The sequence below is a fragment of the Actinoplanes sp. NPDC089786 genome (assembly GCF_040684855.1).
Classification (GTDB): Bacteria; Actinomycetota; Actinomycetes; order Mycobacteriales; family Micromonosporaceae; genus Actinoplanes.
In genome coordinates this window covers 720,323-733,506 of the sequence record NZ_JBFBGU010000001.1, presented here as the reverse complement: position 1 = coordinate 733,506, position 13,184 = coordinate 720,323, and the positions used below count along the sequence as shown (strand labels likewise).

General features: G+C 71.6%; 14 protein-coding genes. 7 read left to right on the top strand and 7 right to left on the bottom strand.

Going from position 1 to position 13,184, the window contains the following annotated elements; all coding sequences use genetic code 11:
* Positions 1 to 12: 12 nt before the first annotated feature.
* Genes AB0O15_RS03480 through AB0O15_RS03460 form a run of 5 tightly spaced genes read left to right on the top strand, consistent with a single transcriptional unit; the run spans position 13 to position 3,985 of the window.
* Complete coding sequence (locus AB0O15_RS03480) at positions 13 to 336, top strand: DUF2516 family protein (protein ID WP_364313450.1); 324 nt, start codon at positions 13 to 15, stop codon at positions 334 to 336.
* Entirely contained in the window at positions 333 to 1,229 is an 897-nt protein-coding gene (locus tag AB0O15_RS03475) for an alpha/beta hydrolase (protein ID WP_364313447.1), read from the top strand. The genes AB0O15_RS03480 and AB0O15_RS03475 overlap by 4 nt, the downstream gene beginning before the upstream one ends.
* A gap of 31 nt (positions 1,230 to 1,260) precedes the next feature.
* The gene (locus tag AB0O15_RS03470) at positions 1,261 to 1,740 is read left to right on the top strand and encodes a hypothetical protein (protein WP_364313444.1); all 480 of its coding nucleotides are present in this window, start codon (positions 1,261 to 1,263) and stop codon (positions 1,738 to 1,740) included.
* A gap of 26 nt (positions 1,741 to 1,766) precedes the next feature.
* Complete coding sequence (locus tag AB0O15_RS03465) at positions 1,767 to 2,534, top strand: EI24 domain-containing protein (RefSeq protein ID WP_364317005.1); 768 nt, start codon at positions 1,767 to 1,769, stop codon at positions 2,532 to 2,534.
* Complete coding sequence (locus AB0O15_RS03460) at positions 2,531 to 3,985, top strand: tetratricopeptide repeat protein (protein WP_364313442.1); 1,455 nt, start codon at positions 2,531 to 2,533, stop codon at positions 3,983 to 3,985. The genes AB0O15_RS03465 and AB0O15_RS03460 overlap by 4 nt, the downstream gene beginning before the upstream one ends.
* A gap of 154 nt (positions 3,986 to 4,139) precedes the next feature.
* Here AB0O15_RS03460 and AB0O15_RS03455 read toward each other — a convergent pair whose 3' ends face one another.
* From AB0O15_RS03455 to AB0O15_RS03425, 7 genes are all read right to left on the bottom strand, one after another.
* Positions 4,140 to 6,935 (bottom strand): RICIN domain-containing protein, encoded by a 2,796-nt coding sequence (locus AB0O15_RS03455; protein ID WP_364313440.1) that lies wholly within the window; start codon positions 6,933 to 6,935, stop codon positions 4,140 to 4,142.
* Between the two features lie 75 nt (positions 6,936 to 7,010).
* Entirely contained in the window at positions 7,011 to 7,847 is an 837-nt protein-coding gene (locus AB0O15_RS03450) for a hypothetical protein (protein WP_364313437.1), read from the bottom strand.
* Between the two features lie 75 nt (positions 7,848 to 7,922).
* Positions 7,923 to 8,246, bottom strand: coding sequence for a DUF1416 domain-containing protein (locus tag AB0O15_RS03445; RefSeq protein ID WP_364313434.1), 324 nt, complete (start codon positions 8,244 to 8,246; stop codon positions 7,923 to 7,925).
* A gap of 3 nt (positions 8,247 to 8,249) precedes the next feature.
* Positions 8,250 to 9,098 (bottom strand): sulfurtransferase, encoded by an 849-nt coding sequence (locus tag AB0O15_RS03440; RefSeq protein ID WP_364313428.1) that lies wholly within the window; start codon positions 9,096 to 9,098, stop codon positions 8,250 to 8,252.
* Between the two features lie 128 nt (positions 9,099 to 9,226).
* Complete coding sequence (locus AB0O15_RS03435; RefSeq protein ID WP_311772860.1) at positions 9,227 to 9,304, bottom strand: Ms5788A family Cys-rich leader peptide; 78 nt, start codon at positions 9,302 to 9,304, stop codon at positions 9,227 to 9,229.
* A gap of 71 nt (positions 9,305 to 9,375) precedes the next feature.
* Complete coding sequence (locus AB0O15_RS03430) at positions 9,376 to 10,164, bottom strand: DUF2993 domain-containing protein (RefSeq protein ID WP_364313425.1); 789 nt, start codon at positions 10,162 to 10,164, stop codon at positions 9,376 to 9,378.
* 86 nt (positions 10,165 to 10,250) lie between these two features.
* Positions 10,251 to 11,249: a hypothetical protein gene (locus tag AB0O15_RS03425; RefSeq protein WP_364313422.1), complete on the bottom strand. Its 999-nt coding sequence runs from the start codon at positions 11,247 to 11,249 to the stop codon at positions 10,251 to 10,253.
* Between the two features lie 267 nt (positions 11,250 to 11,516).
* Between AB0O15_RS03425 and AB0O15_RS03420 the strand changes: the two genes are divergently transcribed.
* Positions 11,517 to 12,239, top strand: a complete 723-nt coding sequence (locus AB0O15_RS03420) for a response regulator transcription factor (RefSeq protein WP_364313419.1) — start codon at positions 11,517 to 11,519, stop codon at positions 12,237 to 12,239.
* 9 nt (positions 12,240 to 12,248) lie between these two features.
* Entirely contained in the window at positions 12,249 to 13,130 is an 882-nt protein-coding gene (gene mshD / locus AB0O15_RS03415) for a mycothiol synthase (RefSeq protein WP_364313417.1), read from the top strand.
* Positions 13,131 to 13,184: the final 54 nt, after the last annotated feature.

The window sequence follows — 13,184 nt, the reverse complement described above, 5'->3', positions numbered from 1 at the left end:
AGACTCGAAGCCATGGCCACGACAAGCGCGCCGATCTTCTACATTCAAGTGCAGGGCGTGATCTCGATCACGGTCATCATCGCCTCGTTGATTGTGCAGGCGGTCGCCCTCATCCACTGCGTCACCCAGCGTGGCGACGGGTTCCAGGCCATCGGCACCCTGCCCAAGGGCGCCTGGCTGGCCATCCTCGCCGTCTGCTTCGTGCTGACCTTCCTCGGTGTCGGCGGCGGCGCCACCGGCATCTTCGGCCTGATCGGCGTGGCGGCGGCCCTGATCTATCTGCTCGACGTCCGCCAAGGCCTGCGTGACCTGACGGACGGTAAAGGCTTCTGGTGAGAGGGTTCCGCTGGCCGCCGCCTCCGGACGGCGGGCCGCGGACCTGGGGCCCGGCACCGACCGGTCCCCGCACCGGCCGGCCGACCCTGCCGTCGCCGCCGACCGAGATGATCACCGCGTCGGCCGGCGTACGCCTGGAACAGCTCACCACCGGCGTCGGCACACCCGTCACGGTGTTCGCGCACGGGCTGGCCGGCGACATCTCCGGCACCCGCCCGCTGGGCAGCGCGGTGACCGGCCGGCGAGTCTTATTCCAGTTCCGCGGCCACGGGCGCTCGTCCTCGCCACCCGGGCCCTGGACCTTCGCCGACCTGGCCGACGACCTGCGCGCCGTCGCCGATCATGCGTCGGCGACCCGGGCGCTCGGGGTCAGCATGGGCGCCGGTGCGTTGTGCCGGCTGCTGGCCGACCGTCCCGACCGGTTCGAGCGGGTGGTGTTCTACCTGCCCGCGCCGCTCGACGGCACCCGGTCACCGGTGACCGCGGCCCGGCTCCAGCGGCTGCTCGCCGCCCTGGAGAGTGGTGAGGCGGCGCTGGTCGCCGAGGCGGTCGAGGCCGAGATGCCGCCGGCCGTCCGCAACACCCCGGCCGGCTGGAGTCACCTGCGCCACCGGGTCGAGCAGTTGATGCGTGACGGGCTCTCCCCCGACCTCGACACGCTGTGGGCTGTGCCCGCCGTGCCCGACCTGGCCGCGCTGGGCCGGGTCACCGCCCGCGCGCTGGTGCTCGGCTGCGCCGGCGACGACGTACACCCGGTGCGGGTCGCGGAACGCCTCGCGGCCGCCATCCCCGGCGCTGACCTGCATGTGTACGACCGGCCGTCGGTGCTCTGGACCAACCGGGCCGACCTGCGCCGGCGGATCTCCACGTTCCTGAACGACGAGAGGCCGTAACCTTTCCGGCCCGCCGACCGGTGTTCTGGGCGTGCGGCTCTCCCCCAGATCCATCTTCGTCGGCGTCATCGCGCTCGGCCTGCCGTTCGCGCTGACGGTCGGCTGGGTGCTGGGCGGCCACCACCTCACGTCCACGCCACCGGCGACCGCCGGCCCCGGCGGGTCCGGCCTGCTCGGCACCGCGCCGGCCCGGGCCACCGATGACTCCGCGCCGAGGTGGCTGCCCGGCCGCTACGAGAACCGGCCGGCCGCGCCCGCGCCGTCGTCCGCCGCGTCCGCCCCGGCCGCCCTGGCGCTGCCGGTCACACCGCCGTCCTCGGGCGCCGAGACCCAGGCCGGCCCCCGCGGCGGCCCGCTGACCACGTTGCCGACGTTGCCGCCGCTCACCGATCCGCCGGTGCCGACGCCGACGATGGTCACCAGCGAGCCGCCGCCGCCCTCGGCCACCCCGTCGTCGTCACCGTCCGCGACCCCGAGCGGTCTCGGCGCCGGGCTCCTCCGGCGGCGCTGAGCTTCTGGCCCTACCCTGTCCGGGTGGTGATTCGCGACTTCTTCACCGGCGCCGGTCTGCTCGGCCGCGGCCTGGGCGAGGTGCTGCGCCGGCCCCGGCTGCTCGGCCTCGGCATCCTGCCCGCGCTGATCTCCGCGCTGGTGTACGCCGCGGCGCTGGCCGCCCTGATCGCCTACGTCGACGACCTGGCCGCCGCGGTCACCTGGTTCGCCGACGACTGGGCCACGGGCTGGCGTGACGCGCTGCGGATCTTCGCCGGGCTGGCCCTGCTCGGGGTGAGCGGCCTGCTCACCGTGCTCACCTTCACCGCGGTCACGCTGCTGATCGGCGACCCGTTCTACGAGAAGATCTCGGAGCTGGTCGAGGACCGCTACGGCGGCGTGCCCGACGCGGTCGAGACCGTGTGGTGGCGTTCGCTGGGCCGCAACCTGGTCGACAGCCTGCGCCTGATCGGCCTGTCCATCCTGCTCGGCATCCCGCTGCTGCTGATCGGCCTGATCCCGGTGGCCGGTCAGATCCTCGGCATCGTGCTCGGCGGCGCGGTCGGCGGCTGGCTGCTGGCGGTGGAGCTGACCGGCGTGCCGTTCCAGCGCCGGGGCAAGCGGCTGCGCGACCGGCGGGCGGTGCTGCGGACCCGGCGGCCGATGGCGCTGGGCTTCGGTGTCGCGGTGTTCCTCTGCTTCCTGATCCCGCTCGGCGCGGTCCTGCTGATGCCGGCCGCGGTGGCCGGTGCGGCCCTGTTGTCCCGGTCGGTTCTCGGACTGCCGGCGACCTCGTACACTTCCGGCTCGTGACCCACACCCCCACCCCGGTCGAGGTCGCCTTCGCACTGTTGCGCGAGGGCCGCATGGGCGACGCCGAGAGCCTTCTGACCCGCGAGCTGCAGGCCGTGACCGACCAGCACGGCGAGGGCAGCCCGGCGTGGGCCTCGGCCCAGTCCGACCTCGGCACGGTGCTGCTCAACACCGGTCAGCACGAGCGCGCGGTCGAGTGCTACCGCCGCGCCGCCTCGGCCGCGCCCCGGGACAACGAGTCGCACAAGGACCAGCTGACCTACCGGCTCAACCTGGGTCTGGCGCTGCGCATGGCCGGCCGCCTCGACGAGGCCGAGGCCGAGTTGCGCCGGGGCGCCGAGGAGCGGCTCGCCTTCTACGGTCGCGAGCACGCCGGGTACGCGTTCGGCCTCGAGCCCCTGGCCGACCTGCTCCGGCGGCGCGGCGACCTGGCCGAGGCCCGCCGCGTGACCGAGGAGACGGTGGCGAACTTCTGGCGCAACGGGCACGAGCGGGTGGGTACGGCGCTGGCCCTCCGCGCGGCGCTGGTGCACGACGCCGGCACCGGTGAGCCGCTGTTCCCCGACCTGCGCCCGCTGCCGGACGAGGTCGTCGAGCAGATCGGGCGCGCGGTCGCCGAGACCGACCCTTCGTCCATGGCCCTGCTCCGGGCCACCGTGTCCATGTTGGAGGGACGCCTCGGCCGCGATCACCAGGCGACGCTGAACGCCCTGTCGGCGCAGGCCAATCTGGGCCGTGACCTGGGTGACCAGGCCGGGCGGGTGGAGGCGATCGAGCGGGTGCTCGCGTCCTACGACCGGCAGGGCCGGCCGGAGGACGCGCTGATGGCGACGCTCGGGCTGGCCATGGCCCAGGGCGAGGCGGGCGACGCCGAGGCCGGGCTGCGGACGTACTCCGAGGCGCACGAGCGGGCGGACCGCATCGGCCGCCCCGAGCTGCGGAGCCAGGTGTTGCGGAACTGGGGGCTGGCCCTGAAGGAGGCCGGCCGGACCGGACCGGCCGAGCAGCGGCTGACCGAGGCGGTGGCCGAGGCCGGGCGCGGCGCCGACCACGACACGGCCGGGCGGGCCGGTGTCGCCCTCGGCCTGTTCCTCCAGCACGAGGACCGGCTGGCCGAGGCCCGGACCGTGCTGGAACAGGGCCTGGCCGTGATGGATCCGCTGCACCCGGACGCGATCGTCGGGCGCAGCCACCTCGGCGCGGTCCTGGACGGGCGGTCCTGCGGCTGCGGCGACATGCCCGAGACGATCGCCGCCGCCTTCCGCGACTTCGTCATCACCCGACTCCCCGCCGACCTCCTCGACCACCTCGACGTGACCATCGTCGACGGCGACTTCAAGATCGACGTGTCCCTGCGACGCGAGCCGGAAGAGTCCGAACTGGCCCGCCTCAACGAGGTCTTCCAAACCGCCCTGGCCGAGTTCCGCGGCCGCATAACGACCCGAAACTAAGCCGGGTTTTCGAAGTTCGGTTTTCGGGGTTTTCGGTTTCGGGGTTTTTCGGTTTCGAGGGTGGTCACTCACGCACGTGGAGCGAAGCGACCCTCGGCGGGAGCGACGGTCGGCACCACCCACCAAGCTACGACCCAAGCTCTTGATCTTGCTCCTAGGACCCCGGAATCAATCGCCAGCGCTGGCTCGACCCCTGAGTGACGATCGCGCCGTCCGCAGTGGACTGACCCGACACCTCGAGCAGCTTGCCGCTGTGGCGGGCCACGATCGCGAACGTCGACGGACCGGCCCACGCCAGCCGCCACTGCTGATTCGGCGCCCCCGCCGACCCCCACTGAACCACCCGCGTGCCATCAGCCGTAGCGCCGCCCAGCACGTCGACAACCTTGCCGCTGTGGTCGCTGACGATCCGGAACCAGCCCGCGCCCGCGTCCTCGAAGTGCCAGAGGTGGTCGGCCGTCCCGGTCGGCGGCCACTGGGTGAGCTGGGCGCCGTCAGCGGCCGACATGTCCTGGATGGCGAGCACCTTGCCGGAGTGCGTGGCCTGGAGCTTGACCCGGCCGTCGGGGATCAGCCGCCAGTTGTGGTCGGCGGTGCCGTTGTCGGCGAACTGCACGACCCGGGCGCTGTCCGCAGTGGACATCTGGTCGACGCCGAGCACCTTGCCGGAGTTCTGGTTGCGGATGCGGGCGTACCCGGTGCCGTTGTCGACGATCTGCCACAGGTGGTCGGCGGTGCCGTTGTCGCTGAACTGCACCACGTTGGCCGCGTCGGCGGTCGACATGCCGGACACGCCCAGCACCTTGCCCGAGTTGACGTTCCGGATCCGGAACCAGCCGTCGCCGTTGTCCACCGGCACCCACAGGTGGTCGGCCGTCCCGTTGTCGGCGAACTGCACGACCTGGGCCGAGTCGTCGGCCGACATGCCGGCCACGCCGAGCACCTTGCCGGAGTTCTGGTTCTGGATGCGGAAGGGGACGGCCGGCTCGGTCCACGGCCGCCCGTCGCCGATCCGCGGGAACGACGTGATCCGCAGCCGCGCCGCGCCCATCGGGATCAGCGTCACGGTCTCCAGCGGCTCGCTCGACGGCGTGGGGCTGTCCTGCAGCGGCGTGATGATGTCGTCGGCGTCGGCCTTCCACGCCGGGATCCGGCGCGCGCCGGTGGTGATCCGGATCGGCGCGTTGGCCGGCGTGAACGGGTCGGCCGCGTTGCCCAGCCCGGTGGTCACCGCGAAGCCGTTCAGCGCCAGCCCGTAGTTCCAGGTGGAACCGGGCCGCACCTCGCGTGTCGGCCAGGTGCTGGTCCCGCCGGTCTGCGCCCAGTTCTCGGTGATGGCCAGCGAGAAGGTCAGCGCCCCGAAATCGACCGAGACCGCGTTGTGGTTGCTCGACCAGGTCCGGGTCCGGGCCTGCATCGGCAGGCGGAGAACGACCCAGTCACCGGTGGTCCAGGTCCGTTCGATCCGCAGGTACGCCGGGCCGGGTGCCACAGGCGCAGCGGCCCCGTTCACAGTGACGATGGGGGCCGCGCACCACGCCGGGACCCTCAGGAGCAACGGGAAAGCGAGTTGCCGAGGCGTGCTCACCGTGTAGGTGATGGTGTCCGAGAACGGGTAGGTCGTGTCGGCCGTGATCGTCACCGAGGTGCCGTCGGCAACCCGGGCGGTCACCCGGGACGGCCCGTGCAGCGTGGCCGCCAAGCCGCCGTCCGGCGTGGCCGCCCACATCTCCTCGACGTAGTAGGGCCAGCCCATGCCGTAGTTGTGCGGGCAGCACCGGTAGTTGTCGATGCCGAGCATGTAGGCCTGCATCGCGAACCCGTTCTGGAACTGGCCCTGACGGCCCGGCCGGTCCCGCAGCGAGATGCTGTTCGCGCTGGTGATGTAGTGGATGCCGCGCTGCTGCGGGTCGAGCGACGCGGGCAGCGAGTTGAACGCCAGGTCCTCGGTGCGGTCGCCCCACAGCGGGTCGCCGGTGATCCGGGTGAGCATCTCGTGGCTGGCCATGAACTCGACGATGCCGCAGGTCTCGAAGCCCTGGCGGGGGTCGCCGAAGCCGGGGCGAGCGTTCTCGTCCCCGGCGAAGCCGCCGCCGGCGAACTGTCCCCACTGCGACATGATCAGGTTGTAGTCGGTGTAGCTGGCCTGCCGGTGCGCGTTGTCGCCGGAGAGGACCGAGTAGACCGCGGGCTCGCGGAAACCCTGCGCCAGGTTGACGTTGTGCGCGGTCGGCAGGTTGTTGAGGTAGTTCTGCGAGTACTGGTGGATCTTGCGCGCCAGGTCGAGCAGGAACGCGTCGCCGGTGCGGTTGTAGGTCCAGAACACCACCTCGAGCGTGTCGGCCCAGCGGAAGCTGCCCCAGTCGGACTGGAAGACGCTGGCCGGGCGCGAGTTGACGTACTGGAAGAACCTGGTCAGGAACGGCACCACCCGGGTGTCGGCGGTGTATTCGGCGTGCGAGCGGATGGCGTGCAACATCGGCATGTGCGGCCAGAAGTCCGGGCCGTTGTTCAAACTCGTGCGAAGCCGGGTGGGTCCGAAGAAGCCGTCCGGCGCCTGCGTGGCCAGCACGCCGTTGATCCAGCGCTGGGTCTCGCTCATCACCCGCGCGTCGCCGGTGGTGTAGCCCAGGCTGCCGAAGCCTTTGAGCCAGTACGGCAGTTCCTCCCCGCCGGCCAGGCTCGGGTCGATCCAGCCGGTGTTGTCGTACCGGAGGAAGTGCGAGACCTCGGGCAACCGCCCGTTCAGGCCGGTGAGCTGGTAGTTCAGCTGGGTGGCGAGCCACCCGGCGGCGCGGGTCGAGCCGGGCGTGAGCCGGATCAGCGCGTCGGCCCGCAGCGGGGCGCGGTTGACGACGTATCCGGGAGCGGCGGCGGCCGCGGGGCTCGCGGCGAGGGCGACGACCGGGACGGCGGCAGCGGCTCCGGTCAGCAAGGTTCGACGACGCACGACGTTCACCTTTGATAGAAAATGTTCGATCAGACGCGTAACCGGAGCGTAACGCAGCAGATCGAAGGTTGTCTATCAGTGACAGGGCTGGGTCAGGCTCAGGCGCAGCGTCGACCCCTGCTTGACCACGGCCACCGATCCGTCGCCGGTGAGGTACGCCCACCCGGAGGGCTCGGCACGCACCACGGTCGCGCCGTCGGTCAGCGGCTGCAACGCCTTGCCCAGATCACGGGGCGGCGGCACACCGTCCACCGTGTACGTACGGCCTTCGCTCCCGCCCGGACACGTCACGGTGGTCACCCCGGCCGCACCCGCCTGCTCCTGGCCGAACGCCCGCAGCACCGAGGTCAGCGGGGGCGGGGGCGCGGCCAGGCCGGGCGAACCCAGCTTCAGGTCGCCGTCCGGGCGGCAGCCGGTGGAGATCTCGATCGGCAGCACCTGGCTGGCGGCATCGGCGCGCACGTCGATCGCCACGTAGCCGCCGGCGTCCGCCTCCAGGCCCACCCGCTTGCCGCTGCTGCTCGCGTCGGCCCGCGCGTGGTAGCCGGCCGGCAGCCCGGCGGCGATCGCCTTGAGCACCGGCAGCGCGCCGTCGCCGCGGACGTACACGGTCACCAGCCGGGTCGCCTCGACGCCGGACCGGACCGGGGTCACGCGGCATCCCCGGCGTACCCGCACATCTTCGATCTCGACCGCGCGGTCGCGCCCGGCGGTCGCGGCCGCGAAGACCGCGCCGGTCGCCGCCTGGAGCACCGGCACCGCCTCGGCGATGTCGCGCTGCTCGGGCACGGTCGGCGGATCATGCCGCACCGACCACACCGAGAGCCCGGTCACGATCAGGATCCACACCACCACGAGGGCGACCAGCCGGGGACGGCGCACGCGCGGTCGCTCGGTCGTCGGCGTGGTCACGGCAGTCATGGTGACACGCCCTCGTCAGCGCGAAAGGCCCGCCCCTGCCCGAGGCGGGCCTTCACCGACCGAGCGTCAGGCGGCGACGCTGAGCCCAACCTCGTTCACGCCGCGGGTGGCGTCGACGACCAGGTCTCCATTGCCGTGGCGGGAGAGCGCCCGCAGCGTCCAGGACCCGGGCGCCGCGAAGAAGCGGAACACCCCCTGCGGCGACGTGACCACCTCGGCCGTGAACTCGCCGGTCGAGTCGAGCAGGCGGACGTACGCGCCACCCACCGCGTCACCCTCGGCGTTGTTCACCACCCCGGTGATCACAGTTTCCTTCTCCAGGTCGACGCTCGCCGGAATCGGCGCCGACTGATCCGGTGCGGCGCAGCCGGAAATATCGGATGCGGTCATCGGTCAGGCCTTCCCGGGCTCGTCGCCGAGCACCACGGGCACGCCGATCAGCGAGCCGTACTCGGTCCAGGAGCCGTCGTAGTTCTTCACGTTCTCCTTGCCCAGCAGCTCCTTGAGCACGAACCAGGTGTGGCTCGACCGCTCGCCGATGCGGCAGTAGGCGATGGTGTCCTTGCTCTCGTCCAGCCCGGCCTCGCCGTAGATCTTGGCGAGCTCGTCGTCGGACTTGAACGTGCCGTCCTCGTTGGCCGACTTGCTCCACGGCACGTTGATCGCGGTCGGGATGTGCCCGGCCCGCTGCGCCTGCTCCTGCGGCAGGTGCGCCGGGGCGAGCAGCCGGCCGGCGAACTCGTCGGGGCTGCGCACGTCGACCAGGTTCTGCGCCCCGATCGCCTCGACGACCTCGTCGCGGAACGCGCGGATCGACCGGTCCGGCGTCGACGCCGTGTACGAGGTCTTCTCGCGCTGCGGCAGGTCGGTGGTGTACGTGCGGGCGTCCAGCTCCCACTTCTTGCGGCCACCGTCGAGCAGCACCACGTCGCCGTGACCGTAGAGCTTGAAGTACCAGTAGGCGTACGCGGCGAACCAGTTGTTGTTGCCGCCGTAGAGGACGACCTTGTCGTCGTTGGCGATGCCCCGCTCGGACAGCAGCGCCGAGAACTGCTCCTGGTTGACGAAGTCGCGCCGGACCGGGTCCTGCAGGTCCTTCTTCCAGTCGAGCTTGATCGCGCCCGGGATGTGCCCGCCGTCGTAGGCGGTGGTGTCCTCGTCGACCTCGACGAAGACGACACCCGGAGTGTCCAGGTTCTTCTCGGCCCAGTCGGCAGATACGAGCGCAGAGTCGCGGCTCATTGTCTTCTCCCTGTTCGGAATCGGTTCAGAGGGGGGTCCGCACACGCGCGGACCCCCGAGGGGGATTCATGCGTGAAATGCGAACGGCGCCACTGCCGGGCGAAAAGAGAGCAGCCGGAATGACCCCGTCAGATGACAGGGCGACACAGGCAGGCGGCCACGCGGCACAGGTCGACCGCGCGCCGTTTGGTGAGCAACAGGCTCATGCGGCCGACCCTACCAGCGGTTCCAGTTACCGGAACACTACGAACCATCATCCGGGACGGCGGTCACAGTGTCAGCTCGCCCCGTTCAGCGGAACTTCCTTCGCGCTGGCCGTGACCGCCAGCCCGTTCGGCGTGGGCTGCACCTTCTCGACCTTCAGCTGCAGCGGCAGGGCGGGCACCGGCACGTCGATGGACAGCTGCCGGGCGTAGTTGTTGAGCGCGCCCCGCACCAGCGGGACATCGGGCAGACCCTCGGCGGTGACCTGCTCGAAACGCACCCGGACCACGTTGTCCTTGGCCACCTCGAGGTTGGCCGTGCCGTTCACGGTGACGGTCTGGTTCAGGATCTTCACCGGCGCGGTGACGGCGAGCTTGCCGCCCTGCTCGGCCAGCTTGATGCCCTGCTGGTCGCTCAGCTCGGCCAGGGTGACGTAGTCGACGGTGCCGGTGCCGGTGATCGTGCCGGCCACGATGTCGCCCTGTCCCGACCGCACGGTGTCCAGGGGCGCGCGGACGTCACGGGCCCGGACGTCGAGCACCGGCATCTTGATCGTCTTGCCGTTGCCCGCGGGGCCGGCGAAATCGGCCAGCTGGATCTGGATCTCCTGGTACTCGCCCCGCAGAACCTGGGTGAGGAAGGGCACGCCCTTGATCGTCACCTGCGGCTCGGCCGAGGTCGCCTTCTGGTCGGCGACCTGCTGGGCGACGCGGTCACCGATCATCCGCTCGGCGTACGAGGCGCCGAGCCGGTCGGCCACCACCGCGATCAGCCCCAGGATGATCAGCAGCACGATCAAGGTGACCAGCAGCCGCCGTCCCCACCGCCTGCGGGGCTTCGATTGCCCGTACACCTCGGCCACCGGTCTCTCCTGTCGTCGCCCTGTGATGTCGGCGACCGTATATGCCCCCGTCCATCACTTCTCAAGCAGGCTCAGATCACGACCGCTCAGGTCAGGAAGAACGCGTTCAGCGCGTACGCCACCACGGCGACCGCGGTGAACGCGCCGAGCGGGCCCTGCATGTGCCGGGCCAGCCAGAACGTCGGCGCCTCGTCCGGCCGGTCGCGACCCGCCTCGGTGAAGTTGATGGCCAGGTCGACCAGCACCGCCGCCCCGGCCGCGACCAGCCCGAGCACCGCGCCCCGGGCCGGCGTGAACGGCAGCACCATGATGCTGCCCAGCTGAGCCGCGCCGAGCGTGCCGACCATCGCGCCGAGGATGATGCCGGTCGCGCCCCGCGGCACCTGCGGGGCGATCCGCGGCTTCGGGAAGACCGCGTCGACCAGCCGGGCCACCATCAGGCCCAGGGCGGCCGCGGCCAGGCAGACCATCTGCGCCTGGGTGCCGACCGGCTCGCGGGTCAGCACCACGTAGGCGGCCGGGGTCACCACGCCGCCGATGATCAGCACGGTCGAGGCCAGCGCGTCCCGGACGCCCAGCCGGTCGACCTGGAACGCGAACTGCCCGCCGACGATCACCACGACGCCGAGCAGCGCGATCAGCACCAGCGGCAGCAGCCGGGGCTGGTCGGCGGTCACCGAGAGGTAGTCGGAGACGGCGCCGGCCACCACCGCGGCCCCGGCGACGAGCAGCGGCACCGGCGGGCGCATGGCCATCGTCCAGGCCAGCACGAAGAGCAGCTGCACACCGAACAGGACCATCGCGTACGGCCAGCGGGAATCCGGCCCGGCGGTCTGCGCGCCCAGGATCAGCGCGAGGCCGAGCAGCCCGGCGAAGCCGGCGATGGCCACCGACAGCGAGCGGCGGACCGGCACGAGCAGGACTTCGGACTCGTGCTCCTCCTCGTCACCGTCGTCGGGTTCGGCGACCGGCCCGGGGTCGTCGGGCACCGCTCCGTAGACACCGGACGCCGCACGCGGCGAAGAGCGCGCGATCTCCCGGGAGACGTCCTCATCCCAGTTGTCGCGGTCGCCGTCAGTCGGCATCGAGGGGAACACGACTGCGATCGTGCCAGACTCCGGATCCGGTGCGGTCCGGCGCGGCAGTCATATGAACGGTTGGTTACCACTCAGCCTTTCGGCTGCCTGTTGGGCGTACGCAATATCACAGGCGGGTGCGACCGGGGTGAACAAAGCCATGCGTCGGTTAAGGTAAGCCCAGCCCACCCGTCGGTGACGCCGGGACAGTTCCTCCGGCTCGTGCTAGTTGAGCCGGGTCACCCGAGCGGCCTCCCCAGGCCCGCGAGGAACGAGGTGAGTGTGGAAATCCTCCTGTTGGTGACGGCGCGTGCCGGCGAACCTTCCGCCGTGCTGCCCGCCCTGGACCTGCTGCCCCACTCCGTGCGCACGGCGCCCCGCGACGTGCGCACTCTGGTTTCCGGGCCCAGCCCGGACGCCGTCATGGTCGACGCCCGCTCCGAGCTCTCCGAGGCCCGGGCGACCTGCCGCATGCTGCACGCGACCGGGCTCGGCGTCCCGCTGGTCGCCGTGGTGACCGAGGCCGGCCTGATCGCGCTGAACGCCGACTGGGGCGTCGACGACGTGATCCTGGCCAGCGCCGGACCGGCCGAGGTCGAGGCCCGGCTGCGGCTGGGCGTGGGCCGGCTGTCGAACGCGACCGCCGGGGCCGGCGGCTCGATCCGGGCCGGCGAGCTCAACATCGACCCCGACACCTACGCCGCGAAGCTCAAGGGCCGCCCACTCGACCTCACCTACAAGGAGTTCGAGCTGCTCAAGTTCCTGGCGCAGCACCCGGGCCGGGTGTTCACCCGCGACCAGTTGCTGCGTGAGGTCTGGGGCTACGACTACTTCGGCGGCACCCGCACGGTCGACGTGCACGTGCGGCGGCTGCGCGCCAAGCTCGGCTCGGAGTACGAGTCGATGATCGGAACCGTCCGCCAGGTGGGTTACAAGTTCGTCACCCCGCCGAGCGGCCGGCAACTGCCCGACAACGAGCCGGTCCCGCTGCCGGTCTAGTCTTTCCGCATGACTTCGGTGGAGCCGGTCCGGCGCACGGACCGGCTTACCCCTTCCGAGGTGTCGGCCGTCCTCGCGCTGGCCGACGCCGCTTCCTCCGTTGACGGCGTCTACCCGCTGTCCGAAGATGTGGTGCTGCGCGTCCGCAGCGGCGGCGGGGCTTCCCTTCTCGCCCACTCCGAGGGTGCCGTCGTGGGCTTCGCCAACGTCGCGGATGACTCGGGCGAGCTCGTGGTTCATCCCTCGTTCCGGCGTCGCGGCCATGGAACGGCCCTTCTTCGCGCTGCCGGTTCCGGGTCTCTGAGCTTCTGGGCCCACGGCGACGACGCGGGCGCCCGCCTCTTCGCCGAGGGGCTGGGTTTCACCCGCGCCCGGGTGCTGTGGCAGATGCGCCGGTCGCTGGGCTCGCCGCCGCTGCCGCCGAACCGGCTGCCCGACGGCGTCACCGTGCGCGAGTTCCGCCCCGGCCAGGACGAGGCGGCCTGGCTGGCGGTCAACGCCCGCGCCTTCTCGCACCACCCCGAGCAGGGCCGCTGGACCGAGCGCGACCTCGCGCTCCGCGAGCAAGAGCCGTGGTTCGATCCGGCCGGCTTCCTGCTCGCCGTCGACATCGCCGACACGCTGCTCGGCTTCCACTGGACGAAGGTGCATCCCGCGACCGGCGCCGACCCCGCGCTGGGCGAGATCTACGTGCTCGGCGTCGACCCGGGCGGCCACCGCCGGGGGCTGGGCCGGGCCTTGAGCGTGGCCGGCCTGACCCACCTCGAAGCCCAGGGTCTGAGCACTGCGATGCTGTACGTCGACGAGTCCAACGAGGCGGCCGTCCGGCTCTACCAGAGCCTGGAATTCGGTGTCCACGCCGCCGACGTGATGTACCACCGGCAAGCCTGACGACCAGGCACGCCGTGCGCTGGTTCACGTAACGGACAACACATCCTCAGTCGT